Source organism: Nocardia miyunensis NBRC 108239, assembly GCF_001613065.1.
GTDB classification, from domain to species: domain Bacteria; phylum Actinomycetota; class Actinomycetes; order Mycobacteriales; family Mycobacteriaceae; genus Nocardia; species Nocardia miyunensis.
On sequence record NZ_BDBQ01000001.1, the window covers coordinates 330726 to 355430 of the forward strand.

General features: G+C 66.2%; 25 protein-coding genes and 2 pseudogenes. 14 read left to right on the forward strand and 13 right to left on the reverse strand.

Annotation, left to right across the window (positions count from 1 at the left end; all coding sequences use genetic code 11):
• Positions 1 to 321 precede the first annotated feature (321 nt).
• From NM2_RS01515 to NM2_RS01525, 3 genes are read left to right on the forward strand one after another with little or no spacing between them, the layout of a single operon-like run.
• A complete protein-coding gene (locus NM2_RS01515) occupies positions 322 to 1566 on the forward strand; it encodes an ABC transporter substrate-binding protein (RefSeq protein ID WP_067662757.1) in 1245 nt (414 codons plus the stop codon).
• A 43-nt stretch (positions 1567 to 1609) separates the two neighbouring features.
• Positions 1610 to 4366 carry a branched-chain amino acid ABC transporter permease/ATP-binding protein gene (locus NM2_RS01520; protein ID WP_067662759.1) on the forward strand — a complete coding sequence of 919 codons (2757 nt, stop codon included), beginning with the start codon at positions 1610 to 1612 and terminating at the stop codon, positions 4364 to 4366.
• Complete coding sequence (locus tag NM2_RS01525) at positions 4363 to 5088, forward strand: ABC transporter ATP-binding protein (RefSeq protein ID WP_067662762.1); 726 nt, start codon at positions 4363 to 4365, stop codon at positions 5086 to 5088. Before NM2_RS01520 ends, NM2_RS01525 begins: the two co-directional genes overlap by 4 nt.
• A 525-nt stretch (positions 5089 to 5613) precedes the next feature.
• Here the strand turns inward: NM2_RS01525 and NM2_RS01535 are convergent.
• Genes NM2_RS01535 through NM2_RS01550 form a run of 4 tightly spaced genes read right to left on the reverse strand, consistent with a single transcriptional unit; the run spans position 5614 to position 10269 of the window.
• The gene (locus NM2_RS01535; RefSeq protein WP_040831096.1) at positions 5614 to 6411 is read right to left on the reverse strand and encodes a crotonase/enoyl-CoA hydratase family protein; all 798 of its coding nucleotides are present in this window, start codon (positions 6409 to 6411) and stop codon (positions 5614 to 5616) included.
• The gene (locus tag NM2_RS01540) at positions 6411 to 7556 is read right to left on the reverse strand and encodes a thiolase family protein (protein WP_067662768.1); all 1146 of its coding nucleotides are present in this window, start codon (positions 7554 to 7556) and stop codon (positions 6411 to 6413) included. The genes NM2_RS01535 and NM2_RS01540 overlap by 1 nt, the downstream gene beginning before the upstream one ends.
• Before the next feature lie 13 nt (positions 7557 to 7569).
• On the reverse strand, positions 7570 to 8718 hold the full coding sequence (locus NM2_RS01545; RefSeq protein WP_067662771.1) for an acyl-CoA dehydrogenase family protein: 1149 nt from the start codon (positions 8716 to 8718) through the stop codon (positions 7570 to 7572).
• A 6-nt stretch (positions 8719 to 8724) separates the two neighbouring features.
• Entirely contained in the window at positions 8725 to 10269 is a 1545-nt protein-coding gene (locus NM2_RS01550) for a class I adenylate-forming enzyme family protein (RefSeq protein WP_067662774.1), read from the reverse strand.
• A gap of 170 nt (positions 10270 to 10439) precedes the next feature.
• Here NM2_RS01550 and NM2_RS01555 point away from each other — a divergent pair, with 170 nt between their 5' ends.
• Positions 10440 to 11510 (forward strand): acyl-CoA dehydrogenase family protein, encoded by a 1071-nt coding sequence (locus NM2_RS01555; protein WP_067662776.1) that lies wholly within the window; start codon positions 10440 to 10442, stop codon positions 11508 to 11510.
• 63 nt (positions 11511 to 11573) lie between these two features.
• Here the strand turns inward: NM2_RS01555 and NM2_RS01560 are convergent, their stop codons facing one another.
• Positions 11574 to 12200: a TetR/AcrR family transcriptional regulator gene (locus NM2_RS01560; protein ID WP_067663273.1), complete on the reverse strand. Its 627-nt coding sequence runs from the start codon at positions 12198 to 12200 to the stop codon at positions 11574 to 11576.
• Between the two features lie 216 nt (positions 12201 to 12416).
• Here NM2_RS01560 and NM2_RS01565 point away from each other — a divergent pair, with 216 nt between their 5' ends.
• From NM2_RS01565 to NM2_RS01575, 3 genes are all read left to right on the forward strand, one after another.
• Positions 12417 to 13571, forward strand: coding sequence for an amidohydrolase family protein (locus tag NM2_RS01565; RefSeq protein WP_040831090.1), 1155 nt, complete (start codon positions 12417 to 12419; stop codon positions 13569 to 13571).
• Positions 13572 to 13605: 34 nt separating this feature from the next.
• Positions 13606 to 13809 (forward strand): hypothetical protein, encoded by a 204-nt coding sequence (locus tag NM2_RS01570; RefSeq protein ID WP_067662780.1) that lies wholly within the window; start codon positions 13606 to 13608, stop codon positions 13807 to 13809.
• Between the two features lie 75 nt (positions 13810 to 13884).
• Entirely contained in the window at positions 13885 to 14916 is a 1032-nt protein-coding gene (locus tag NM2_RS01575; RefSeq protein WP_067663276.1) for a TIGR03617 family F420-dependent LLM class oxidoreductase, read from the forward strand.
• Positions 14917 to 15034: 118 nt separating this feature from the next.
• Here the strand turns inward: NM2_RS01575 and NM2_RS01580 are convergent, their stop codons facing one another.
• Positions 15035 to 15685 (reverse strand): TetR/AcrR family transcriptional regulator, encoded by a 651-nt coding sequence (locus NM2_RS01580; protein ID WP_040831086.1) that lies wholly within the window; start codon positions 15683 to 15685, stop codon positions 15035 to 15037.
• A 141-nt stretch (positions 15686 to 15826) separates the two neighbouring features.
• Here NM2_RS01580 and NM2_RS01585 point away from each other — a divergent pair, with 141 nt between their 5' ends.
• From NM2_RS01585 to NM2_RS01605, 6 genes and pseudogenes are all read left to right on the forward strand, one after another.
• Positions 15827 to 16021, forward strand: coding sequence for a ferredoxin (locus NM2_RS01585; protein WP_040831085.1), 195 nt, complete (start codon positions 15827 to 15829; stop codon positions 16019 to 16021).
• Positions 16018 to 16215, forward strand: a pseudogene (locus NM2_RS52505) (FAD-dependent oxidoreductase); the annotation flags it as partial. The gene NM2_RS01585 and the pseudogene NM2_RS52505, both read left to right, overlap by 4 nt.
• 77 nt (positions 16216 to 16292) lie before the next feature.
• Positions 16293 to 16529, forward strand: a pseudogene (locus NM2_RS01590) (oxidoreductase C-terminal domain-containing protein); the annotation flags it as partial.
• A gap of 26 nt (positions 16530 to 16555) precedes the next feature.
• Complete coding sequence (locus NM2_RS01595; RefSeq protein ID WP_067663279.1) at positions 16556 to 17767, forward strand: cytochrome P450; 1212 nt, start codon at positions 16556 to 16558, stop codon at positions 17765 to 17767.
• A gap of 36 nt (positions 17768 to 17803) precedes the next feature.
• Complete coding sequence (locus NM2_RS01600) at positions 17804 to 18607, forward strand: SDR family NAD(P)-dependent oxidoreductase (RefSeq protein ID WP_067662787.1); 804 nt, start codon at positions 17804 to 17806, stop codon at positions 18605 to 18607.
• 37 nt (positions 18608 to 18644) lie between these two features.
• The gene (locus NM2_RS01605) at positions 18645 to 19076 is read left to right on the forward strand and encodes a carboxymuconolactone decarboxylase family protein (protein WP_067662790.1); all 432 of its coding nucleotides are present in this window, start codon (positions 18645 to 18647) and stop codon (positions 19074 to 19076) included.
• A gap of 155 nt (positions 19077 to 19231) precedes the next feature.
• Here the strand turns inward: NM2_RS01605 and NM2_RS51265 are convergent, their stop codons facing one another.
• The 6 genes from NM2_RS51265 to NM2_RS01630 all read right to left on the reverse strand — a co-directional run bounded on the left by NM2_RS51265 (position 19232) and on the right by NM2_RS01630 (position 22639).
• Positions 19232 to 19396 (reverse strand): lipoyl domain-containing protein, encoded by a 165-nt coding sequence (locus NM2_RS51265; RefSeq protein WP_281182375.1) that lies wholly within the window; start codon positions 19394 to 19396, stop codon positions 19232 to 19234.
• Between the two features lie 98 nt (positions 19397 to 19494).
• Positions 19495 to 19896, reverse strand: a complete 402-nt coding sequence (locus NM2_RS01615) for a transketolase C-terminal domain-containing protein (protein WP_084530368.1) — start codon at positions 19894 to 19896, stop codon at positions 19495 to 19497.
• Positions 19897 to 19968: 72 nt separating this feature from the next.
• On the reverse strand, positions 19969 to 20343 hold the full coding sequence (locus tag NM2_RS50815) for a hypothetical protein (protein ID WP_218025821.1): 375 nt from the start codon (positions 20341 to 20343) through the stop codon (positions 19969 to 19971).
• Positions 20328 to 20585 (reverse strand): TetR/AcrR family transcriptional regulator, encoded by a 258-nt coding sequence (locus NM2_RS52510; protein ID WP_281182368.1) that lies wholly within the window; start codon positions 20583 to 20585, stop codon positions 20328 to 20330. The genes NM2_RS50815 and NM2_RS52510 overlap by 16 nt, the downstream gene beginning before the upstream one ends.
• Before the next feature lie 53 nt (positions 20586 to 20638).
• Positions 20639 to 21826 (reverse strand): acyl-CoA dehydrogenase family protein, encoded by a 1188-nt coding sequence (locus tag NM2_RS01625; protein ID WP_067662806.1) that lies wholly within the window; start codon positions 21824 to 21826, stop codon positions 20639 to 20641.
• Between the two features lie 30 nt (positions 21827 to 21856).
• Positions 21857 to 22639 (reverse strand): enoyl-CoA hydratase/isomerase family protein, encoded by a 783-nt coding sequence (locus NM2_RS01630; protein ID WP_157120830.1) that lies wholly within the window; start codon positions 22637 to 22639, stop codon positions 21857 to 21859.
• Between the two features lie 109 nt (positions 22640 to 22748).
• Here NM2_RS01630 and NM2_RS01635 point away from each other — a divergent pair, with 109 nt between their 5' ends.
• Positions 22749 to 23834 (forward strand): NADH:flavin oxidoreductase/NADH oxidase, encoded by a 1086-nt coding sequence (locus NM2_RS01635; RefSeq protein ID WP_067663285.1) that lies wholly within the window; start codon positions 22749 to 22751, stop codon positions 23832 to 23834.
• A 56-nt stretch (positions 23835 to 23890) separates the two neighbouring features.
• Here the strand turns inward: NM2_RS01635 and NM2_RS01640 are convergent, their stop codons facing one another.
• Positions 23891 to 24640 (reverse strand): enoyl-CoA hydratase-related protein, encoded by a 750-nt coding sequence (locus NM2_RS01640; protein ID WP_084530369.1) that lies wholly within the window; start codon positions 24638 to 24640, stop codon positions 23891 to 23893.
• Positions 24641 to 24705 lie beyond the last annotated feature (65 nt).

Sequence of the window (24705 nt, forward strand, 5' to 3'; positions counted from 1 at the left end):
ACCTAGATAACATAGTTCACTATGTCATGGGCACGCAAGATCGAGGTGAGCACGTCGACGAGATCACTCTCGCCGAACCGAAATCATCGGCGATAATCAGCGATTTCGACGCTCGAGCGACGTTTTCGATCGCAGCCGCCGAGTCGACCGGACGCTCGAAATCCGCAGCCACGCACTGACATTCTCCGAAACTCAATGCGCACCTGGTGTACTTAGATTGCTTATTGACACATCTCATCTTCGCACCTACCTTTACCTCACCCAGGGTTTGTGATCCACATCACCCGACGAGCAGTGCTGCTCAGCCTGAGAGAAGGAACCATGACCGATAAGCGTGACAATCGGCGATCCATCAAGCCCCGAGTCGGCAGGCTGGCCCTGATCGCGCTCGTGCCCGCGATCGCACTCGCCACCGCCTGCAGCAGCGGCGACAACTCCTCCGGCACCTCGGCCGAGGCTCCCAGCAGCGCCTTCCCCGACAAACCGGCGACCGGCAGCCCGATCAAGATCGGACTGATCAATCCCGAAGGCGGACCCGCGGTGTCGCAACCGTCGAACCGTGAGGCAGCCGCGGCGGTCGTGCAGTACGCGAACGCGAACCTGGGCGGTATCGCCGGACATCGCGTCGAACTCGTCACCTGTGCGGCGAAAGAAGACCCCGCGTCCAACCGCGACTGTGCCAACCAGATGGTCGAGGCGAAGGTCTCCGCTGTCGTCGTCACCACCACCGCCTACGGCGACGCGATGGTCCCGGTCATCACCGGAGCAGGCATCCCCTACCTCACCCCGGCCGGGGCGAGCGCCGCGGAGATGACCACTCCCGGCGCATTCGCTCTCACCGGAGGATTCCCCGGCTCCCTGAAATCGATGGCGGTCTACGCTGCTGGCAAGGGGTACAAGAAGGTCACCGCTTTCGTCACCGATTCCGGCACCGCGCCCGCCACCACGAAGACCATGGGCGGGGCCGCCTTCAGCGCCGCGGGCATCGACCTGCAGGTCGTACCCATTCCACTGGGCACACCGGATGCCACCCCGCAGGTGAGCTCCGGGATCTCCGGCAATGTCGGCGCCATCGCGGTAGTGGGCGACGCGACGATGTGTACCTCGGTGGTCGAGGCACTGGGCGCCCTGGGCGCCACGCAGGACAAGATGCTGATCCAGCCGTGCCTGGATCCCGCCACCGTCGAGGCTGTCGGCGACGCAATGAACGGCGCCCACGTCTTCACCACCGCGGACCTGGTCTCCAATGATCCCGAGGCGGTGCTCTACCGCAGGGTGATGAAGATGTACGCACCCCACACCGATCTCAGCGGCTACACCTACATCGGCTACCAGGGCATGCTCGGTCTGGTGCGCGCCGCCCAGGGGGTGACCGGCGATCCGAACGCCGCGGCGATCTCCACCGCCATCAAATCCGCCCAGAACGTGCCGTTGCCCGCTGGACACGGCATCACCTTCACCTGCAACGGCAGCACGATCGCGCAACTGCCCTCGATCTGCAGCACGCAGTTGGTAACGGTCACGGTCGACGACGGCAAGCCCACCGACCCGCAGATCACCAAGTAGGTCCCTGGCCTCAGCGAAATGTGTGGTATTCGAGGAGCTTTCCGTGACTGATCATGTGGTGTTCCTGGCACTGGGACTGGGCAACGGCGCCGTGTATGCGGCGTTGGGCCTGGCACTGGTGATGACGTTCCGCAGTTCGGGCGTCGTGAACTTCAGCACCGGCGCAGTGGCTCTGTACGTGGCATACACGTACGGTTTCCTGCGCAAGGGCGAACTGCTCAACCCGATTCCCGGGATGGCGACGACGGTTCATCTCGGCGGGCGCCTCGACTTGTGGCCCGCGATAGCGATATCACTCGTCATCGCCGCCGTGCTCGGAATCCTGATCTACGCCATCGTCTTTCGACCGTTGCGCACCGCGCCTCCGGTCGCGAAGGCGGTGGCCTCGATCGGGGTGATGCTGTTCGTGCAGGCCCTGCTGGCGGTGCGGGTCGGCACCACCCCGGTGTCGGTGAAGGCGATTCTGCCGTCGGGGGCGCTGTCGATCGGCACCGCCCGCATCCCCGCGGACCGGCTGTGGTTCGCCGCGGTGATCCTGGTACTCGCGGTGATTCTCGCCATGTCGTTCCGCTGGACGCGATTCGGCCTGGCCACCCGCGCCGCGGCGGAGACGGAGAAGGGAGCCCTGGTCACCGGTCTGTCCCCCGAACGCATCGCCTTCGGCAACTGGGCGCTGAGCACGATGGTGGCCGGGTTGAGCGGGATCCTGATCGCACCGATCGTGCCGCTCATCCCGGTCTCCTACACCCTGTTCATCGTGCCCGCGCTCGCGGCGGCGCTGGTCGGCAACTTCACCGCGCTGGGCCTGACGGTGGTCGCCGGTCTCTGCATCGGCATGGTGCAGTCGGAGACGACACATCTGCAGAGCACCATCGACTGGTTCCCGAAATCCGGTATGGCCGAACTGGTTCCGCTGCTGCTGATCCTCGTCTTCCTGGTGGTCCGGGGTCGGCCGCTACCGTCGCGCGGTGCCATCATCGTCCAGACGCTGGGCCGGGCGCCGCGACCGAAAGGACTGCTCGTCCCCACTGTTGCCTCGGTCGTGGTGGCCCTGGTAGCACTGCTCACAACCTCGGGTAGCTACCGCGCGGCGGTCATCACCACCCTGATCCTGGCGGTGGTCGCGCTGTCGCAGGTCGTGGTCACCGGGTTCGCGGGACAGATCTCGCTGGCACAGCTGACGCTCGCGGGGATCGGCGCGTTCACCCTCAGTCGGCTGACCAACGACCTTGGTATCCCGTTCCCGATCGCCCCCGTTCTGGCGGCACTCGCGGCAACGGTGATCGGTGTGGTCGTGGGACTGCCCGCACTGCGGATCCGGGGACTGCCCGTCGCCGTCGTCACGCTTGCGCTGGCGGTGTTTCTCGACGCGTTCTGGTTCCGCAACAGCAATCTCAACGGCGGGCTGAACGGCGCACACATCAAGAATCCGAGCCTGTTCGGCATTGATCTCGGTATCGGTGCGGGACAGGCATATCCGCGGATCGCATTCGGAATCGTATGCCTGGTGGTGCTGGTCCTGGTCGCGGTGGGCGTCGCCAAGCTGCGGACCAGCCGTCTCGGCGCGTCGATGCTCGCGGTGCGGGCCAACGAGCGCTCTGCGGCGGCATCTGGAATCGATGTATCCCGCACCAAGATCAAGGCGTTCGCCATCAGCGCCTTCATCGCGGGGCTCGGCGGGGCGCTGATGGGGTATCAGCAGACAGTGGCGACCGCGGAATCGTTCTCGGTCCTCACTGGCATCGGGCTGTTCGCGATGGTCTACATCGCGGGCATCACGTGTGTTTCGGGCGGCATTCTCGCCGGGATCATCGGCGCGGGCGGAATCGTTTTCATCGTGATGGACCGCGTCCTGCACCTCGGCGACTACTACTCGATCATCTCCGGCATCCTGCTGGTACTGACGGTCATCCAGTACCCCGAGGGGCTGGTCGGCCACCTGCATCAGCATTCGGCACGAATCCGCCGGTGGCTCAGCCGAATTCGTCCGACCGCACCTCCGCACCACGAGTCGGCGCCCACCCTCGCCGCACCACCGCCAATGCGGGAGGTCTCGGAGGAGGTCCTGTTGTCCGCCACAGGCATAGGCGTGCGATACGGCGGAGTGGTGGCACTCGACGACGTCACCTTCGAGGTCCGGGCGGGCGAGATCGTCGGGCTGATCGGACCCAACGGCGCCGGTAAGACCACCTGTATCGATGCCCTCAGCGGCTTCGCTTCCTCCTCGGGCGCGGTAACGCTCGGCGAGCGGCGCATCGACGGGATCGAACCGCACAAACGAAGCAAGCTCGGCCTCGGCCGGACCTTCCAGGGCATCGAGTTGTACGACGATCTGACGGTGCGTGAGAACGTCGCTGTCGGCACCGTCGCGGCGGCGAAACGCCCCGGCGAGAGATCCACACCACCGGATATCGACGCCCTGTTCGGGGTGCTCCATCTCGACGCGGTCGCCGATCGTTCGGTCAGCGAGCTGTCACAGGGGCAGCGCCAGCTGGTCTCGGTGGCGCGCGCCCTGGCCGGACGCCCCCGCATCGTCCTGCTCGACGAACCGGCCGCGGGCCTCGACAGCACCGAAAGTCAGTGGCTCGGTGCACGTTTGAAAGCCGTGCGAGACGCGGGAGTGACGGTGGTGATGGTCGACCACGACATGGAGCTGGTACTCGAGGTCTGCGACCGGATCGTGGTACTCGACCTCGGCCGCGTCATCGCCCAGGGCACACCCGAGCAAATCCAGTCCGATCCCGATGTGGTGCGCGCCTACCTCGGCACCACCCACTCCCCCACGGAGGTGTCCCCGTGACCACGGTCCTCGGATGTACCGAAGTCGACGCCGGCTATGCCAAGGGCCGGCCGTGTGTGCGCGGCTTCGACCTCTCGCTCGCCGACGGCGAAGTGCTCTGTCTGCTGGGCCCCAACGGCGCCGGGAAGACCACTCTGCTGATGACCCTCGCCGGACTGCTACCGGGCCTCGGGGGCACCGTCACCATCGCCGGGACCTCCGTCAAACCAGGACAGGCACGGGCGGCGTCGCGGGCCGGGCTGGTTCTGGTGCCGGACGATCGCTCACTGTTCACCGGACTCACCGTCGAACAGAACCTCGAGCTCGCGGGCAAACGCTCGGGTCCGGCCGTCACCGACATCGTCGACTACTTCCCCCGGCTCGGCGAACGACTGGGGGTCACCGCGGGCATGCTCTCGGGTGGTGAGCAGCAGATGCTCGCGATCGGCCGGGCGCTGATGCAGAAGCCCAAGGTACTGCTGATCGACGAGCTGAGCATGGGGCTCGCCCCCGTGATCGTCGAATCACTGCTCCCGGTGATCCGCCGGGTCGCCGACGACAACGGCACCGCGGTCATCCTCGTCGAGCAGCATGTCCGGCTGGCCCTCGAAATCGCCGACACGGCAATCGTTCTCGCCCACGGACGCGATGTACTACGCGGCAGCGCGACCGAACTGGCGGCCGACCCGGAGCAGATCGAACGGGCTTACCTGGGCACGGTGGAGGCCCCGGCGAGCGCCTGACCCGCCCCCGCAGTTCCTCGATGTCACACCGGTTCACGAAACATGATCCGGTGTGACACAGGCGAACTCGGTCACCGTGCGTAATCGCGCTCAGGGCTGTCCGGCCGCAGCGCAATTGCTGCGCACTCTCGGCAACCACCGCCACCTTTTCACCCGACAGCGGGCTGGCATCGTAGGGGTCACCGTTGTCCTTGTGCGACATGAATTCTCCCTTTCGACCCGCAATCGTCAGCTGCGAGCGACCGGGCTCGGTGACCGCCTCCGGCCCGCTCGAGGCCGCGGCCCCTCAGACATGGAGCGGGAGTATGGGTCAGGGGCCCGACCGGTCGAGGATCAGTGCGGCCGGATCTCTCTCGCGCCGCAATATCGGCAGCGCCGGATCGACGGTCAGGACAGGTATCGGTACCGCGCACAGACGAGAAATCCGTCCCTGCCGATTCGGCAGGAACGGACTCTGTTCGACGCCTTTGCTCGACTCGAGCCGGCGCACAATACCTTTCGATGACTACCGCAGCCTCTCGATGGCTACCGCGCCTTCCACACCGGGGCACGCTTCTCGGCGAAGGCCAACGGGCCCTCCTTGGCATCCTCACTGTTCATCAGAACCTGCCACTCGTCCTCCGAGTGAGCCCACCGGTCATTCTCGGCGGGACGGTCGCCCGCCTGGATACCGAGCGCGATCCGCTTGCTGGCCTGCACCGACAGCGGGGCGTTGACCGCGATCCGTTCGGCCAGCGCGAGCGCGGCCTCGACCACGGTGCCATCCGGAACGATCTGGTTGATCAGGCCGTACTCGTGAGCCGTCGCCGCCGAGATCGGGTCGCCGGTCAGGATCATCTCCATGGCCAGGCGCTGCGGTATCTGCGCCGGCAGCCGGAAGACCCCGCCTGCACCCGCGATCAGGCCACGCTTCACCTCGGGCAGTCCGAAGCTGGCGCTCTGCGCCGCGACGATCAGATCGGCGGAAAGGGCGAGTTCGGTGCCGCCGCCGAGTGCGGTGCCGTTGACCGCGGCGATGGTCGGCTTGCTGATGACGTGCCGAACGAAGCCGGCGAAGCCCCAGTCCTCGTTGCCGGGTGCGAACAGTCCCTCGCCGCGCGAGATCGCCTTGAGATCCGCTCCCGCGCAGAAGGATTTGTCGCCCGCGCCGGTAATCACGACCACCCGGATCTCCGGGTCGTTCTCGGCCTCCACCAGTGCCGCGCCGACGGCCGTGCTGACCGCCGCGTTGACCGCGTTGCGGGCCTCGGGGCGATTGATGGTGATCAGCAGGACGTTGCCCTTGCGCTCGACCAGTGCCCCGGCCTGGGTTGCCGCCGTCATCACTTCACCAGCTCGAGGATCGTGGCGTTGGCCTGCCCACCGCCCTCGCACATGGTCTGCAGACCGTAGCGAATATCGTTGCGGCGCATGTGGAATACCAGGTCGGTCAGGATGCGGGCGCCGGAGCCACCGAGCGGGTGGCCCAGGGCGATGGCGCCGCCGTTGGGGTTCAGCTTCTCATCGGGCGCGCCGATCTCCTTCTGCCACGCCATCGGCACCGGCGCGAAGGCCTCGTTGACCTCGAACACACCGATGTCATCGATCGTCAGACCAGAGCGCTGCAGCGCCTTCTCGGTCGCGGGGATCGGGGCGCCGAGCATCATGACCGGGTCCGCGCCCGCCACGACCGCAGTGTGCACCCGGGCGGTCGGCGTCAGCCCGTGCTTGCTCGCGAATTCGTCGCTGACGATCAGCAGTGCCGCCGCGCCGTCGGAGATCTGGGACGAGTTACCCGCGTGAATGACGCCGTCCTCCTTGAAGACGGTCTTCAGGCCGGCCAGCTTCTCCACGGTGGTGCCGCGGCGAATGCCCTCGTCCTTCGAGACCACGGTGCCGTCGGGCAGGGTGACCGGCACGATCTGCGCGTCGAACAGGCCGGCGTCCTGCGCGGCCGCGGCGCGTTCGTGCGAACGGGCCGAGAACGCGTCCACCTCGGCCCGCGACAGGGCCCACTTCTCGGCCATGATCTCCGCGCCGATGCCCTGATTGGGCGAGGCGTGATAACGCTCGGTGAACTTGGGGCTGAGCGGGCTGCCGCCACCGGCCACCGCCGCACCCATCGGCACCCGCGACATCGACTCGACCCCACCGGCGACCACGGCCTCGTAGTGACCGGCGAGCACGCTGGCCACGGCGAAGTTCAGCGACTGCTGCGACGAGCCGCACTGGCGGTCGACGGTCACACCCGGCACCGATTCCGGCCAGCCCGCGGCGAGCACCGCATTGCGAGCGATGTCGTGGGTCTGTTCGCCGACCTGCCCCACGCAGCCCCAGATGACGTCCTCGATCAGCTCGGGTGCGATACCCGCCCGCTTGACCAGTTCCTGCAGCACGACCGCCGACAGGTCGACGGGGTGAATTCCGGACAGCCCGCCGTTGCGCTTGCCGACCGGAGTCCGCACCGCCTCGACAATTACAGCACCCATTGGGTTTTCCTTTCTACAGTCCGAGCGAGCGCCCGATGATTTCCTTCATGATCTGAGTCGAGCCGCCATAGATCGTCTGGATCCGAGCGTCGGCGTAGGCCTTGGCGATCGGATACTCCATCATGAATCCGTAGCCGCCGTGCAGCTGCTGACAGGTGTAGATCAGGCGCTGCTGCAGTTCGGTGGTCCACCATTTCGCCTTGGCGGCATCGGTGCCGTCGAGAGTGCCCGCGTTCAACGCGGTGATGCACCGGTCGACGTACACCTGGGCGAGATCGACCTCCGTCTCGAGTGTCGCCAGCTCGAACTTGTTCGCCTGGAAGGACCCGATCGCTGTCCCGAATGCCTTGCGGGACTTCACATATTCGAGCGTCATATCCAGCAGCGTCCGGCACGAGGCGACGGCCGTGACCGCGATGGACAGCCGTTCCATCGGCAAGTTGCGCATCAGGTGCAGGAATCCCTTGCCGACCTCACCGATCACATTCGTCGACGGGACCCGCACCTGATCGAAGGTGAGTTCCGCGGTGTCTTGGGAGTGCATGCCCAGTTTCTCGAGGTTGCGGCCGCGGGTGAACCCGGCCATCCCACGCTCGACACCCAGCAGGGTGAACGCTGCGCTGGCCTTCGCATCGGGGTCGGTGCGAGCGACCACGATCACCAGGTCGGCATGGATACCGGAGGAGATGAAGGTCTTCGATCCGGTCAGCACCCAGTCGTCGCCGTCCCTGTGCGCCGAGGTCCGAATCCCCTGCAGGTCACTGCCCGCGCCCGGTTCGGTCATCGCAACCGCCACCACCAGCTCACCACTGGCGAACGCCGGGAGCCACCGCGCCTTCTGCTCGTCGTTGGTGAGCTCGAGCATGTAGGGGGCGAGCACGTCGTTCTGCAGGGTGAAGGCCGGACCGCCCGAGGACGCCCGGGCCAGCTCCTCGGCGACGATCGCGTTGTAGCGGAAATCGCCCGCCACCCCGCCGCCGCCGAACTCCTCCGGAACCGAGAAGCCGATCACTCCGAACTTGGCAGCATCGACATACAAGTGCTTGTCGATGATGCCGTCGGACTCCCACTGCCGCTGATGGGGAGTCGCGTAGCGGGCCAGGAATTCACGGACCGTCTCGCGGTACTGGTCGTGTTCGGCTTCGAAGATTTCTCGCTGCATCTGTGGCTACCTTCCCGATGCGACCGCTGGCACCGACGCGGATTCGTCTATCGCCCCGACCATTTCGAGCAGGCGACGCCGATCCACCTTCAGCGACACACTTCTCGGCAACTCGGGCACCGTGTAGATCCGCACCGGGATCTCGTAGGCGGTGAGCTGGCCACGGCAGAATGCCTTCAGCTCGGCCTCGGGGACCTCCGTGGCGCCCTCGCGTAGCTCCACGACCGCGACGGGCACCTTTCCGAGTCGCTCGTCGTCGCGGCCGTACACCGTGGCGTCCAGGATCGCGTCGTGCGCGCGCAGCGCCTCGGCGACGGTTTCGGGCTGAATCTTGAATCCGCCCCGGATGATCGCATCATCCGCGCGACCGTCGATATAGACGAATCCGTCCTCGTCGAGGTGGCCGAGATCCGAGGTGCGAACCCATTCGTGTTTGCCGGTGCCGGTCTGGCTGGAGCTGACCTCGAGCCGCCCGGACTCACCGAGCGCCAGGACCGTGCCGTCCTCGGCGACCGCCCGGAGCTTCACTCCCGGCATTTCCCGCCCGACGCTGCCACGCTTCTTCGTCCACCACTGTGCATGCATCGGTTTCGTCCACCCGGCGATCGCGCCGGAGAACTCGGTGGCCCCGTACATGATCAGTACCGGGATGCCGTACTTGGCGGTGAATTCGTCGGCGAGGTCCGGGTTGACGAATGTCGTTCCCGCGGTGATCGCACGCAGACTGGCCAGATCTTCGGCCGGGACGTCGGCGCTGATCACCGCACGCATTCCGGCCGGCGGCAGACCGGCGACCTTCGGTTGATGCTCTTTGACCGCCGCGCACCAGCCCTCGACGGTGAAGCGCGGGAGCATCACGAACGGCCTGGCCTCGGCAAGGTTCTGCAACACACCCCACAGACCGCCGATATGCACGATCGGGAGCGTGACCAGCGCGACACGGCCGGTGAGGAGCTTGCGGTCGGGCGGGCCGGCCGCGCCGGTATGGCCGTGCACGGCGGTCAGCGCGGCCTCGAGCTGACGCCAGGTGAGCGGAATCCGCTTGGGCGGGCCGGTGGTGCCCGAGGTGAACATCTCCACGCCCACCGGATCGGCGATCTCGCCGTCACTCTCGGGCGGGGTGGCCGCGGTCGCCTCGGTGGTGGCGGCGACCTGCTGGCCGTCGACGGCGAATCCGATCATGCCGCCTTTCTCGGCCGCGGACCGGAACAACGGTTCGCTCCACAGAGATTCGGATGCCAGAACAGCACGGGGGTACGCATTGGCCATATCGGCGGTCAGCCGCGCAGCCGGCTGCATCGGGTTGAGGGTGATGACTGTGCGCCCCTTGCCCAGGATGGCGATGAGCGCGGCGATCGACTCCATCCGATTGTCGAGCACCACGCCGACTCTGCTGCCCTCGTTGCACTCGGCCTCGGCCAGTGCGGTGTCCAGGGTCTCCGCAAGTGCCCGGACCTCCCCCCAGGTGAACCAGGTGTCACCCTGCTGAATCATGGGCGCGTCGTCGTCGGCCTCCCACAGCCGCGCCAACGCGCCTCTGATGCTCGTCATTGTTTTCCTCCCACTCTTGCGGTAGCGGGCCACCGAGCCGGGGCGCCGCACTCCGGCTCCCGGCCGTATCGATCGCCGTGATCACGCAGTCCGGAATCCCGGCTGTCGTATGCTCTATTCAGAAGATAGCTGACATGGTTAACTAGGTCAACATTCAAAGGAGGAACGTCGTGGATTTCGCATTGAGTGCCGAACAGGAAGACCTGGCCGCCAGTGAGCGCGCATGGCTGGCCAAACACGACCCGATCGCGGCGCGACGGCCGACCATCGACGATGGTCCGGCGCGAGTGCCCGACATCGCCACGCAACACGTAGTGGAGTCGGGGCTCATCGGCTTGCTCACCGCCGACATGGGTGGCACCCATGTCGATCTGGCGGTCCTGGTCGAAGAACACGGCCGAGCCGCCAGCGCCGTACCACTCGCCGAGCTGGCCCTGGCCACGGCCGAACTCGCCAAGCTCGACCACCCGCTGGCCGCGCAGGCCGAGGCGAACGCGAACGGCACCGAGTCGATTCCGCTGGTCCTCGCCTCGGTCGACGGCTCCCCCCTCACCGCCGAGACCGTCGGCGAGCAGTTGCGCATCAGCGGCTCCACCACACCTGCCACAGCACTGCTCGACGCCACCGGATTCCTGCTCGCCGCAACATCTTCCGACCGCACCGAAATTCTCGTCCACATCGCGGCCGGAAGCGAAGGCGCCGGTGTGCGCACCCTGGAAACACTCGACCTCACCAGGTCCTGGTCGATCCTCGACCTCGATCTGGCGGTGCCCGCCGAGCGCTGGACGAGTGTCCCGACGGGGACCGTCGCGTATCTCGCGGATGCCCTGGCCCTCTACCGGAAGATGGACGCGCTCGGCGCTGCCGAGCGTCTGGTGGAACAGACGGTCGGGTATGCGGGTCAGCGCACCCAGTTCGGTCAGCCGATCGGCTCGTTCCAGGCCGTCAAACACCACTGCGCCGATATGGCCCTGCGGACCGAGGCGTCCCGGGCGTCGTTGTGGGCCGCCGCGGTCGCACTCGACGGAAGCGACGCCGCCGCCCGCAGCACCGCGGTCTCCGCGGCGGCGGCCTATGCGGGCGAAGCCACCAGCACCGTGGCCTCGATCGCCCTGCAGGTGCACGGCGGGATCGGGTTCACCTGGGAGCACGACCTGCATCTGCTGACCCGCCGGATCAAGGTGGACGAGTTGCTCAACGGTTCGGTGAGCTGGCACCGCCGACGGCTCGTAGGCGCCTGAGCGACAACGCATTCCGCCATGCGGCAGGTTCGAGTTCCGGCTCGCCGGCGAGCCGGTGCCGGTTCACGCCCGCCGCACGCCCAGCCCGAATTTCGCGGGATCCAGGCACTCGAGGTACTCGATCGCGGTATCTATCGCCTCGTTCAGTTCGGCACGGGTGCGGCATTTGAGCACCACGCGGGCGGACTCCGCGCGCATCGCCAGCAGAAAGTCACGGAGCAGCTTCTCCCGGCGCGAGGACCCCAGGCCGAGTAGTGCGATGTCGTGGTCGCCACCCCGGCGCGCCTGGCCCCGGCGGATCGCGTCGAAACCCGGTGGCGTATCGCCCATGGCCGCCACCCGGGCCCGGGACTGGTTCTCCCACAACAGTTCCAGATATGCCCGGGTGCTCACCCCATACAACTGCATCGGGTTGTCGACACCATCCGCGCGCGCGGACTCCACGGCCTCCCGCACCCGCCCGTCGATCTGCTCGACCAGATCGCTCCAGATCGCCAGGAAGACCTCGGCCTTACCGCCGAAGTGGTGATAGATGCTGCCGACACTGACTCCGGATTTGTCGACGATATCGGCCATGGTCGCCGCGGTGAATCCACGTTCGCCGAAGATCTCCGCGGCGGCATCGAGTACCCGGTCCTTGGTTTCCGGCGAACTCGTCCAGCCGCGGGTGCGGCCCTTGGTATCCGTCATCGATCCTCCGTCGCCCGAGATCCGCGCCTTGACTTCTCCCACTCTCCGTGGTGATAATCACCTTACATTCTAAAATACCATTCTAGAAACTGATTCTGGCCAGACGGAGCGGTTCCCGACGACCGGGATCGTTGTGGCCGACCCGGGGACGCATCCGTCCCACATCAGCCGCGCATTTCCTCTCACCGTCACGGTGGAGAGATCAGGAGGCATCACATGACAATCAAGCTGTGGGCGAACTCGGCGGACTCGCACTTCCTCGAGCCCGAGGATCTGTGGCGCAGCCGGCTGCCCAAGCGGCTGGCCGAACTCGTCCCCCGGTCGGAGAAGGACCCCGACGGCAAGTGGGAGACCGTGTTCGTCGACGGGCAGGCCTTCCGGCGCCGACTGCCTACGATCTCCCAGGAGGAGTTCTTCGCCGCGAGTCACCGCGCGCCCGGCTCCGCCGATGTGACCAAGCGCCTGCCGGACCTCGATGAAGAGGGCATCTGGTCGGAGCTGGTGTTCCCGTCGCTGGGCATGTGGGCGTCGTCGTTCCGCACTCCCGAGGTGCTGCGGGAGGCGACCCGGGCGTCCAACGACTGGGCCAAAGAGGTCATCATGGACTACTCGCCACGCCTGCTCCCCACCGCTCAGGTCTCGACCCTGTCCATCGAGGACGCGTGCGCCGAGCTGAAGCGTTGCGGCGAACTGGGTTTCAAGGCCGTCTTCCTGACCGTCGCCCCGCACCCGCAGCAGAAGGACTACAACCACGACGCGTGGGAACCGTTCTGGGCGCTCGCCGAGGACATCGGCATGGTCATCTCGTTCCACATCGGCACCGAGCCGATCGATATGGCCAGCGGCGGCGCGGCCGGTGTCATGTACCGGGGACCCGGAGGCGCGGTGCTGAACTACACCGAGACCACCTTCGGCGGCCAGCGCGCGGTGATGAAACTGGTCGCCTCCGGAGCGCTGGACCGGCACCCGAACCTGAAAGTCCTTGTCTCCGAAGGCGGTGCGACCTGGGTACCGTTCATCGCCGATCGGATGGAGGAGGGCTACCGCCAGCATTCCCAGGTGGTGCGCCCGAAGCTGAACCGCTCGCCGAAGGAGATCATCTACTCCCAGGTGTACGCGTCGTTCCAGCACGACGAATCGGCCGTGCACGCGATGACCGCCATGGGCTTCAACAACGTGATGTGGGGCAGCGACTACCCGCACATGGAGGGCACCTACGGCCACACCCAGAAGACCCTCCACCATCTGTTCGACAATGTCGATCAGGCCACCCGCGACCGGATCACCTTCGGCGCATTCCGGGAACTGTTCCCCGACGCCCCGCTGCCGCCTGCCCCGGGCACCCTCAACCCGGCCGCAGCGACGGCCTGACGGCGGCCGTCCCCGACAGAATCGAGAACACCCCATGGAAGACAGCGTTCTCTACGACCTGCCGACCGAGTTCTTCGCCGACATGGCCGCCGCCTCGGGCTACTGCGATGCCCAGTCCATCCTGCCCGTCGATGGAAAGTACCTGTGCCACTGCACCTGTGGCCGCTGGGACGTCGAAGCCCCCACCCGCGACGAGGGCCTGACCCTCGCCCGCGCCCACACCGCGGAAACCCAGTAGCACAACCGAATACGACGCGCATCCGCATCGGGCCCCGGGCCGGTGCGGATGCTTCATTTCACGAACCGGAGAATCATGAAGGTCGACCTCCCCCTGTCCTCCCCCACCGGCGCCCTCGCCGATGTCGCGGCCATGGCCCGGAACGCCGAGTCGAGCGGATTCGACGGCGTCTCCTACAGCGAGGTCGTCTCGGATCCATTGCTGCACTTGACGATTGCGGCCGGGGTCACCGAGCGCGTCGACCTGCTGACCAATATCGTCGTGGCCTTCGCGCGATCTCCGATGACGCTCGCCGTACAGGGACGCGCCTTGCAGGACTACAGCGGCGGACGACTCACCCTGGGCCTGGGTAGCCAGATCAAACCCCATATCGAGCGCCGCTTCTCGATGCCGTGGAGTTCCCCGGCCGCACGGATGGCCGAATTCGTCTCGGCCATGCGCGCCATCTGGTCAGCCTGGGCCACCGGCGAGAAATTGAACTTCCAGGGCGAGTTCTACTCGCACACCCTGATGACACCGATGTTCACGCCGGCGACCGAGCAAACCGACCCGAAGATTCTGCTCGCGGGCGTAGGCGCGAAAATGACCGAGACCGCGGGCGCGGTCGCGGACGGCCTACTGCTGCACGCCTTTACGACGGACAGATATCTGCGTGAGATCACCCTGCCGGCCCTGGCGACCGGCCGGGCGGCACCCGATGCTCCGGCCGCCGCACCCGAGATCGTGGCATCGACGTTCGCAGCCCTGGGACACACCGAGGAGGCACTGTCCACATCGATGACCGCGGTTCGCCGACAGATCGCCTTCTACGGTTCGACGCCGGCTTACCGCCCGGTGCTGGAGGTCCATGGTCTCGGCGAACTCGGCGAGGAGCTGACCCGACTGTCGAAGAGCGACCGCGCGGATAAATGGTCCGAGATGGGAACGCTGATCGACGACGACATCCTCGACCTGTTCGCGGTCGTCGGCACACCCGAGGGGGCGGCAAAAGCACTACTCGACCGAGTCGGCGACGTCGTCACGCGGTACGAGATCAACAACATCGGCATCCCGACGCCCGGCCTGCAACTGGAGTTCGCTGCCGCATTGCGGTCCAGCCAAATCTGATCGACCGATCTTTGCGGCATCCTTCGGGGCCACGCCCGAAGGATGATGTTCCGCCCGATCGCCATGTTCCATGGCTGTCGGCACCAGCCATTGTCTCGGAAATCGTTCGAGGCAATGGCTAGGTGACGTTCGTGACCGAACGGGTCAGTTCATCGATGAACTGGTGCACGTTGCCCTGAGGCCACATATCGCGCACCGACATGTCGAGCATCAATCGGCCGTGTACGGCCGACCACAGAGACATCGCGCCTTCCCAGGGCGTCTGCGTCATTCGCATGCCCTCCTCGGCCAGCCAGGTCACCGCCATGTGCCAACGCTGGGCCACATCGGTGGCGTTGGGGCCGCCATCGGCCAGATCCGCCGGGGGGACGTTGAAGATCAACCGGAATCCGACGGGATTCTCCTGTGCGAACCGGCAGTAGCCGTGGGCGACCGCCGCGAACCGGGCAGCGGGCCTCAGCTCGGCCGCGTCCTGCGCCGCACGGTCCATTTGCTCCAGCAGTTTTTCGAACAGGGAATGGATGGCCGCGCGCCCCAACGTCTCCTTGTCGGGGAAGTGGCGGTAGATGGCCGGAGCGGTGATGTTCGCTTCCTTGGCCACCTCACGCAGAGACAGCGGGATGGGGCTCATTCGCTCCTCGTCGGCGATCAGCCGCAGCATCGCGTCGAGGATCTCCGTGCGCAGCTTCGCGCCCGTCCCACGGGCGTTGCGCACCCTGCCGACAGCGGCAGCTTCGGGCGAACCGGGTGAATCGACGAATGAAGCCATTGTCCCAGGTTCGCACACCGCAGTTGTGACGTACAGAACAAGCACGCGTGTGGTCCAGCACTTGCCGGGTAAGTAAACGAGTGTAAATTTATATCTGTAAATACGTGGCGCCCGAGTCATCCGAACCCACCAGGAGAACCCATGCGGATCACCATCGAAGAAGACAAGTGCTGCGGTGCCGGACAATGCGTACTGGCCGCCCCGGAACTCTTCGACCAGCGCGACGAGGACGGTGTTGTCGTCCTGCTCGACGCCGACCCCGGCCCGGGCGAGCATGAGAACGCCCGCAACGCCGCGAATCTGTGCCCCGGTGCGGCCATCGCGGTCCACGAATGACCACGACACCAGACGAGGTTCTCATCGTCGGCGCGTGGGCGGCCGGACTGGCCACCGTCGCGGGTCTTCGCCAATCCGGCTATCAAGGCCGAATCACATTGGTCGGCGCCGAACCCCATCTGCTCTACGATCGGCCGCCCTTGTCGAAACAGCTGCTGTCGGGCAGCTGGGACCGCAGCCAGCTCGCTCTGCGGGGTGCCGAGATCTACGACAACCTCGGGATCGAGCTGCGACTCGGTAGCCGGCCGTCTCCGTCCCCTACGTCTGGTCCGACCAGTACGACGACCTCGAAATTCAGATCCACGGGTTCAGCCGGGACACCGAGCGGATGCGTGTCGTCGACGGCACCATTGCGGACCGCAAGTCCACCGCCCTGTGCGCACGCGAGGGTCGGGTGACCGCTGCGATCGGCGTCAACATGGTCGGCCCGCTGCGGGGCCTTCGATCTCTGGTCAGCGACCGCACCGAATGGGCGACCGCAGCGACCGCGCACATCACAGCCCCCTGACCACCATCCCGTCCCTAGGAGCAGCCTTGACGACCACCGAACAAGCCCCGGCACCCCAGTTCCCACTGCACCGCGGATGCCCGTTCGCCCCGCCCGAACGCGCGGTCGAGTTTCGTGACGAAGGCGCCCCTCGCAGGGTGCAGATCTGGAACGGCGACCAGCCCTGGCTCATCACCCGCCACGACCAGATCCGCGAAGTACTCAGCGCCCCCGACCGTTTCGGCGCCGATGTCACCCTGCCCGGATTCCCGAACAGCAGCGACGCCCAGCCCCACGTGGAGGGCGACCTGTTCTTCCGCAAGGACGGCGCCGAGCACATGCCGACCCGGCGAATCCTCAACCCGGACTTCACCGCGAAGCGTTCGCAGACCCTTCGCCCCAGGATCGTCGAGTTGACCCATGAGCTCATCGATCACTTGGAGGCGCTCGAGCGCCCGGTCGACCTGATCGAACACTTCGCACTCGCCGTGCCCACGGTCGTCATCTGCGAGGTGCTCGGTGTGCCGCCCGCCGACAGTCCCCGCGTGCACGAAGCCTCCAAGAAAACTGTCCAGCTGAGCGTCACCAAAGAAGAGAAGCTCTCCGCCATGCAGGACATGCACGACGTCCTGGAGGTGCACGCACAGCGCAAACGCAGCCGGCCCGACAACAGCCTGCTCTCCCGCCTGGTCAACGTGCACGTCGACGAGAAGCACGATTTCGACTTCGAATACGCCATCCGCCTGGGCATGCTCGTGATCGGAGCCGGGCACGAGACCACCGCCAACATGATCGGCCTGGGCATTCTCGCCCTGATGCGGGAACCGGAACAGCGCCGGATTCTGCTCTCCGACCCGGACAAGTACGCCGGGACCTGTGTCGAGGAGATGATGCGCTACTGGAGCATGGTGCAGACCGAACCGCGCCGGGTCTGCTTGCAGGACACCGAAATCGGCGGCACGCTCATCCGCGCCGGTGAAGGCATCATCTGCAATCTGCCCGCCGCCAACCGCGACCCGGCGGTCTTCGACAACCCCGAGACCCTCGACATCACCCGGGTACAGCGCCAGCACATCGGATTCGGCTTCGGCGTCCACCAGTGCCTCGGCCAGAACCTGTCCCGAGTGGAAATGCAGGTCGCCTGGCCGATCCTGTTCCAGCGCCTGCCCGAGCTGCGCCTGGCCGTCGACGAAAGCGAGCTGCACTTCCACAACGACGCGCTGACCTACGGCCTCGCGGAACTACCGGTCACCTGGTGACCGGACACAGGCGATGATACGAAACCAGGAGAAGACATGAGTCACAAACTCGAAGGGAAAACCGCGGTCGTCGTGGGTGGCGGCCAGACCCCGGGCGCCACACTCGGCAACGGACGTGCCGTGGCATTGACCTTCGCACGCCACGGAGCGAACGTACTGGTCGTCGACCGAGATGCCGATTCGGCCGAAGAAACCGCGAAACTCGTTCGCGCAGAAGGCGGATCCGCCGCCTCGCACCGCGCGGACATCACCGTCGAGCAGGACTGTGCGGGCATCCTCGACGCAGCGGTGCGGGCATACGGACAGGTCGACGTGCTGCACAACAACGTCGGCATCGTCCCGGCCGGACGCACGGAGGAGATCTCGGCCGAGAAATGGCGTCAAGGTTTCGAGGTGAATCTCACGGGCATGTGGCTCACGTGCAAATACGTTCTGCCCCATATGCGTGAGCGAGGAACCGGCGCCGTCATCAACATCTCGTCGATGGCCGGTCTGCTGTACGCCGGTGACAACATCACCTACAGCACGTCCAAGGCCGCTGTGCACTCGCTGACCCGTTGTCTCGCCATCGAATACGCGCCCCACGGCATACGGGTCAACTGCATCGCGCCGGGCATGATGGACACACCGATGGGCGTCGACTCGGTCGCACGTGCCAGCGGCGCGGACCGCGAAACCGTCGCCGCCCAACGGGCGGCCCTGGTCCCCATGGGACACCAGGGCACAAGCCAGGACATCGCCAACGCGGCCCTGTTCCTCGCCACCGACGATTCCGCATTCATCACCGGAACCGTCCTGCCCGTCGACGGAGGATTCACCCTGCGCGCAGGAATGCCCTGACCGTCCTCGGCGAAACGAACCCCACAAGGAGTAATGCATGACCGACAATCGCGCGAAAGCGCTCGAAGTACTCCAAGAGATGCTCCCGGAAATGCTCGGCACGGACAACGATCGGGTCCAGACCTCCGGATTCGCCGCCGAACTCGGCGAATTGAGCCTCGACCATGTCTTCGGGGGACTATGGGCGCGCCCCGGCCTGGACCGGCGTTCACGTAGCCTCGTGACGCTGGGAATCCTCATCGCCCAGCGCGCCACCGAAGAAATAAAAGTGCACTTCCCGATCGCACTGCGAAACGGAATCACACGAGACGAACTCGAAGAAGTCGTATACCACGCGGCAGGCTACGCCGGATACCCCGCCGCATCGACCGCCCGGCTCGCCGGTCAGGAAGTTCTGGACTTCGACGAGGCAGCAGCGCGAGACCCGCTCCGCCACATGAAAGCCACCGGCGAGAACAACCCCGGCTGACCGGTCCGTGTTTCCGCCACACTGTTTCAACGCTCGTGACCTGCGGTTCGAGGCCCGTCCAGTCCGGCGTGCGCCGCAGGCACGGGTGGCGGCGACATCGCCGGACTGTGCGGATCATCCGTGCACAGTGTTCCGGTGCATGCGTTTCCTTCCGGCTATTCGATCCTGCCGACAACGGTTCCCACGGGATAGACCCGCTCGACCTCTCCCTGTATCCGGATCGTGCCGGCCGCCGGGGATTCGATGTCGGTTTCCGTCTTGTCCGTCGCCAAGGTATAGATCGCGTCCCCCGGCTGGACCGAATCACCGTCCTCGACAATTCATTCGGTGATCTCGCCTTCGGTCATCGTGACTCCCAGCTGCGGTATCTTGATTTCCACGGTGCGCTTTCCTCGATAGATGGTGGCTGCGCCGGTACTCAGCCCGCGAGGGATCGGACCGCGGCGGCGATCTTGTCCTGGCCGGGCAGGAATGCCTGCTCGAGAATTCCGGCATATGGCACCGGAGTATTGGGGGCCGTCACACGCAGCACAGGGCCCGCCAGCTCGCCGAACAGCTCCTCCTGCACGATCGCGGCCAGCTCGGCACCGAAGCCGTTACGGCGTACTGCCTCGTGGACGACGACCACCCTTTTCGTCTTGCTCGCCGAGGCGAGGATGGTCGCTACATCGAGCGGCCGCAGTGTGCGAAGGTCCACCACTTCCACATCGATGCCTTCCTTCGCCAATGTCTCTGCGGCCGCGAGGCTTTCGACGACCTGCCTGCCGTAGGTCAGGATCGTGGCATCGCTGCCGGGCCGGGCGATGGCGGCGACCCCCAGTCACTCGTGCCTCCGTGCGGAAATAGATGGGCGACCAACAATTGTGAGCTGAATCACTAACTGATCGCTCAGTTAGAACGCACGGACAGCCGCACGATGCCGCTCGCCGGACGACGTCGCGGAAAGGTGGGTGAGTCCCAGCGAGATCGCCAACAAGACATCGACCAGCACCTGGCGATCGACGTTCGACGGTAGCTCGCCGGTTGCTATGGCGTCGTCGACAAGGGTGAAGTACAGCTCGGACTCGGACTCGCGACGGCGTGCACGGACGGCGGACAGATCGGGGTGCCGACTCGTCTCATAGCAGATGCTGGCCTCGAACCGGGTCAGCGACGGATAGTCCTCGACACAGGTGATTGCTTCCTCGAGGATCGAGGTGAGGCGGCCGACCAGCGTCGATTCGACAGCCGCCGCGGCTTCGAGCCTGCGCGTCACTTCATCGAGCATCGATTCGAGGGTGTCGACAACAGGGCCTCTTCCGAGCGAAAGTGGTGATAGATCCCCGCGCTCGTCAGATGGGCCTGTTCGGCGATCGCCTTCATCGTGGCATTGGCATAGCCGACGTCCGCCATATGGTTCATAGCGGCAGTCCGAATGCGCCTTCGGGTTTGTTCCCCGTCGGCGCCGGTCGGGCGCCCCACATGCACAGGCCACCCATAGCCGTCTCCCTCCACTTCGCGGATCACCATTTTCGCATGTGGACGTCGTCGGCATAAAAGTGACGGCCTGATCGGATGCGCGGTCAGCGGGGCATCTTCAGCCCCCGCTCAGCGATGATGTTGCGCATGATCTCCGAACTTCCACCGGCGATCGTGTATGCGCGCGCGTAGAGGAACTCGTCCTGCCACCGGCCGTGGTCGACGGCACCGGCATCACCTTCGACCAGGATGCCCGCCTCGCCGCTCAACTCCAGTGCGAATCGCGAAATGTCCACGCCCAGTTCGCTGAACATCAGCTTGGCCATGGGGGCGTCCTGTACTCGCTCGGTGCCGCGCGACCATCGGCTGATGTTGGCGTATACCAGCGCCGAGAGGGCCTCGACCTCCGCGGTGAACTTGCCCAGTTGCTCCTGGACCGCACCGTCCTCGATGGCCGGGCGTCCGCCCCGGTCGGTTCGTTTTGCCAGATCCTCGAGCGCATCCACGTTCTGCCGTAGCCGCACAACGCTCGTTGCAACACCGCTGCGCTCATGCCCGAGGCTCGAATTGGCAATGGCCCAACCGGAATTCAACTCGCCGATCAGAGCGTCGGCGGGCAATTCGACGTCATCGAGGAATACCTCGTTGAAGTCCGACGTTCCGGTCATCTCGCGTAGCGGACGCACGTCGACACCGGGCAGGTTCATATCGACGATGAAGGCGCTGATGCCCTTGTGCTTGGGCGCGTCCGGATCGGTGCGGGCCAGCAGGTAACCGTAATCGGCCCAGTGCCCGTTGGTGGTCCACACCTTCTGACCGGTGACCCGGAAGACTCCTGCCTCGGTCCGCACCGCCTTGGTGCGCAACGAGGCGAGATCACTGCCAGAGCTGGGCTCGCTGAACAATTGGCACCAGGTGTCCTTACCGGAGCGGATGCCCGGCAGGTAGCGCTGACGCTGCTCCTCGGTGCCGAAATCGATCAGAGCATGCGAGACCAGACTGCCCGCGCCCGCGAAGTGCGGCGCTTGGGCTCGCGCGATCTCCTCCCCGACCACCACATCACGTTCGGCCGAGTACGAACCCCCCTGTCCCCCATACTGTTCCGGCCAGTCCCCGCCCATGTATCCGGCGGCGAACAGCTTGCCGATCCACTCGGTGATCAAGGTGTGCTCGGCCCGGTTCTCGGCACTGCGCACACCGGCCTTCGGCGGGATCGCCGGCGCGTTGGCCTCGACGAATTCCCGCACTTCGCGGCGGAACTGCTCGAGCTCGGGGCTCATTCCGTAGTCCATCCAGCTACTCCTTCTGCCGCGACCCGGCGGTCAGCGAACCTCGTACTTGCGGGTGGGCACCTCGGACCGCACGACCTGTTCCTGCCCGATCGGGTTGCCGATGATCGTGTATGTCATGCCGGTGGCCAGGGCGCTCGAGCGACCGGTGTCGCGGGACTCCCAGATCGCCCGGATGCTGCCCTGTATCGCGGCCGGCGGTTTGGCGGCGATCCGCTCGGCGAGATCCTGCGCACGATCCCACAGCTGCTCGCGCGGCAGAATCTCGCTGACGAAGCCGATCTGCTGGGCGCGCTCGGCCGACATGCGCTCATCGAGTCCGAGCAGCACCATCCGCAGTACCTCGCCGATCGGGATGCGATGCGCGAGCCCGATCGGCTCCAGGGCCGCGACCATGCCGTAGGAGACGTGCGGATCGAAGAACTGTGCGTCGTCACTTGCGATGATGATGTCGGCCTCGTTGAGCCAGTAGAGGGCACCACCGGCGACCATGCCGTGCACCGCGCAGATCAGCGGCTTCCAGCAGCCGTTCTGCTTGGGCGAGAGATCGACGCCGGGGTCCTGCCTGCTGAACGGGTTGTCGGCGAGGTAGGTCCCCTCCTTCACGTCCACACCCGTACAGAAGGCGCGATCACCGTTGGCCCGCAACACGATCGCGTGCACGTCGTCCTCGTCGTCGGCGAATCGCCACAGTGCCTTGAACTCCGCGCGCATCGCGTCGTTGAAGGAGTTCAACCGATCCGGCCGGTTGAGCGTGATGGTCAGGACGTGCTCTTTCAGCTCCGCGATGACCGTTGTCAACCCGTTCAGATCCACCGTTCCTCCTGTAGTCGCCTACTGTGTCAACAAAGCTTACTAAGTTATCCTTCAAATGTCAGCAGTCGGCGCGCACGCCGACGAGGACGAGGCCAGGAGATACCCGACCATGACACAAAGCTTGCTCTTCTCACCGCTGACCCTGCGCGGGGCCACGGTCAAGAACCGGCTGTGGGTCGCGCCCATGGCCCAATACTCCGCCACCGACAACGGCATTCCGACCGACTGGCACCTCGCCCATCTTGGCGGCATGGCCCGCGGCGGCGCCGGACTGGTGATGTCGGAAGCAACCGCGGTGCTCCCGGAGGGACGCATCTGCATTCCCGACGCCGGGATCTGGAGCGACGAACATGCCGAGGGCTGGTCGCGGATCACCCGATTCATCGTCGGGCAGGGCTCGATTCCCGGCATGCAACTCGCGCACGCGGGACGCAAGGGCAGCACCCAGATCCCGACCCAGGGCCGCGACGCGATCACCGAGGAAGAAGGCGGCTGGCGTACCGTGGCCCCTTCCGCCATCGCCTACGAGGGACTTCCGGAACCGCACGCGCTGACCGTCGAGGAGATCGCGGATATCGTCGCCGCCTACGCCGCGGCAGCGCGGCGCGCCGTCGAGGCAGGCTTCCAGGTCCTGGAAATCCATGCCGCGCACGGCTATCTGCTCAACGAGTTCCTTTCCCCGCTCGGCAACGACCGCACCGACCGCTACGGCGGCGACTTCGCCGGCCGCACCCGCATCCTGCACGAAGTCGTCGCGGCCATCCGCGCGGTGATCCCGGAGTCGATGCCGCTGTTCGTACGTCTGTCCGCGACCGACTGGGCCGAGGGCGGCTGGACCGTCGAGGACACCGTACGACTGTGCGCGGCACTCGAGGGCACCGGCGTGGACATGATCGACGTGTCCAGCGGCGGCATGGTCGCGCATCAGAAGATCACCGTGGGCCCGGGCTACCAGGTCCCGTTCGCCCGCGCAGCACGCGCGGCAAGCTCCATCCCGGTGATCGCGGTCGGACTGATCACCGAGGCAGTCCAGGCCGAGCAGCTCCTGGTCGACGGCGCGGCCGATGCTCTGATGTTCGGGCGGCAGCTACTGCGGGAACCGCATTGGCCGTTCCGCGCGGCGGTCGAGCTGAAATCGGAGCTGCGCTGGCCCGGACCGTACCGTTCAGCTCGGTACCGGGGCAGCATCCCCTGATCGGTCCCGGCGCACGAGCGATCCGGCTGCCACCTTCGGCCGATTCACCTCGGGCATCATCGCCCGGTCCATTGCGGCGGGCGGCGTTCGAAGAATGCCCGCACACCTTCTCGCATATCTTCCGAGTGGGCGACCACCTCGATCGCGTGCGCGGTTGCCGCCCAGCCGATCTCGTCCGCGGACACGTACTGGTCCGCGAGTGCGGCGAGGGTCTGACGGACCGCGATCGGGGACGAAAGACAGATGTCCTCCGCGAGCACCAGCGCCTCGCGCACCGCGGTGCCGGGCTCGGTCACAGTGTTCACCACCCCGAAGTGGTGGGCCCGCTCGGCGGACAATCCGGCCCCGGTGATGAGCAGTTGTTTCGCGATCGGCGGCGGCAGCGCCCGGACTGCCCGGAACAACGCGCCCGAGGTCGCCACCACGCCGCGCCGTGTCTCGGGCAGGGCGAACCGGGCGGTGGTCGAGGCGACCACGAGGTCGCAGGCGAGCACGATCTCGAAGCCCCCGCCGAGCGCGGGACCCTCGACGGCCGCGATCAACGGCTTCATGCGTTGCCGCCGGATCAGTCCGTATTCCCCGCCCCGTTCGGTCGCGGCGCTACCCCCACCGGCCAGGTCGGTGCCCGCCGAGAACACCGATTCGGTGCCGGTGATGACACCGACCCACAGCTGATCATCGTCGTCAAGCCGGTCGAGCGCCGCACTGATTCCCTCGGCCATCTCGCGATCGATGGCGTTGCGCTTCGCCTCACGTTCCATGTGTACGACAAGCACTCGCCCGTGGACGGTTTCTCGAACAGTCACTGTTCTGTCCTCTCCCGGTTGCGGGCCACCAGGACGACCGGACCCGGTATCGAGAGCGGTCGGTC

What these genes read in the sequence shown, in the direction of transcription:
- NM2_RS01515 (WP_067662757.1), top strand. Translation starts at nt 322, where the DNA reads ATGACCGATAAGCGTGACAATCGGCGATCCATCAAGCCCCGAGTCGGC.
- NM2_RS01535 (WP_040831096.1), bottom strand. Translation starts at nt 6,411, where the DNA reads ATGACGGCGGCAACCCAGGCCGGGGCACTGGTCGAGCGCAAGGGCAAC.
- NM2_RS01540 (WP_067662768.1), bottom strand. Translation starts at nt 7,556, where the DNA reads ATGGGTGCTGTAATTGTCGAGGCGGTGCGGACTCCGGTCGGCAAGCGC.
- NM2_RS01545 (WP_067662771.1), bottom strand. Translation starts at nt 8,718, where the DNA reads ATGCAGCGAGAAATCTTCGAAGCCGAACACGACCAGTACCGCGAGACG.
- NM2_RS01550 (WP_067662774.1), bottom strand. Translation starts at nt 10,269, where the DNA reads ATGACGAGCATCAGAGGCGCGTTGGCGCGGCTGTGGGAGGCCGACGAC.
- NM2_RS01560 (WP_067663273.1), bottom strand. Translation starts at nt 12,200, where the DNA reads ATGACGGATACCAAGGGCCGCACCCGCGGCTGGACGAGTTCGCCGGAA.
- NM2_RS01565 (WP_040831090.1), top strand. Translation starts at nt 12,417, where the DNA reads ATGACAATCAAGCTGTGGGCGAACTCGGCGGACTCGCACTTCCTCGAG.
- NM2_RS01570 (WP_067662780.1), top strand. Translation starts at nt 13,606, where the DNA reads ATGGAAGACAGCGTTCTCTACGACCTGCCGACCGAGTTCTTCGCCGAC.
- NM2_RS01575 (WP_067663276.1), top strand. Translation starts at nt 13,885, where the DNA reads ATGAAGGTCGACCTCCCCCTGTCCTCCCCCACCGGCGCCCTCGCCGAT.
- NM2_RS01580 (WP_040831086.1), bottom strand. Translation starts at nt 15,685, where the DNA reads ATGGCTTCATTCGTCGATTCACCCGGTTCGCCCGAAGCTGCCGCTGTC.
- NM2_RS01585 (WP_040831085.1), top strand. Translation starts at nt 15,827, where the DNA reads ATGCGGATCACCATCGAAGAAGACAAGTGCTGCGGTGCCGGACAATGC.
- NM2_RS01600 (WP_067662787.1), top strand. Translation starts at nt 17,804, where the DNA reads ATGAGTCACAAACTCGAAGGGAAAACCGCGGTCGTCGTGGGTGGCGGC.
- NM2_RS01605 (WP_067662790.1), top strand. Translation starts at nt 18,645, where the DNA reads ATGACCGACAATCGCGCGAAAGCGCTCGAAGTACTCCAAGAGATGCTC.
- NM2_RS50815 (WP_218025821.1), bottom strand. Translation starts at nt 20,343, where the DNA reads ATGCTCGATGAAGTGACGCGCAGGCTCGAAGCCGCGGCGGCTGTCGAA.
- NM2_RS52510 (WP_281182368.1), bottom strand. Translation starts at nt 20,585, where the DNA reads ATGGTGATCCGCGAAGTGGAGGGAGACGGCTATGGGTGGCCTGTGCAT.
- NM2_RS01625 (WP_067662806.1), bottom strand. Translation starts at nt 21,826, where the DNA reads ATGGACTACGGAATGAGCCCCGAGCTCGAGCAGTTCCGCCGCGAAGTG.
- NM2_RS01635 (WP_067663285.1), top strand. Translation starts at nt 22,749, where the DNA reads ATGACACAAAGCTTGCTCTTCTCACCGCTGACCCTGCGCGGGGCCACG.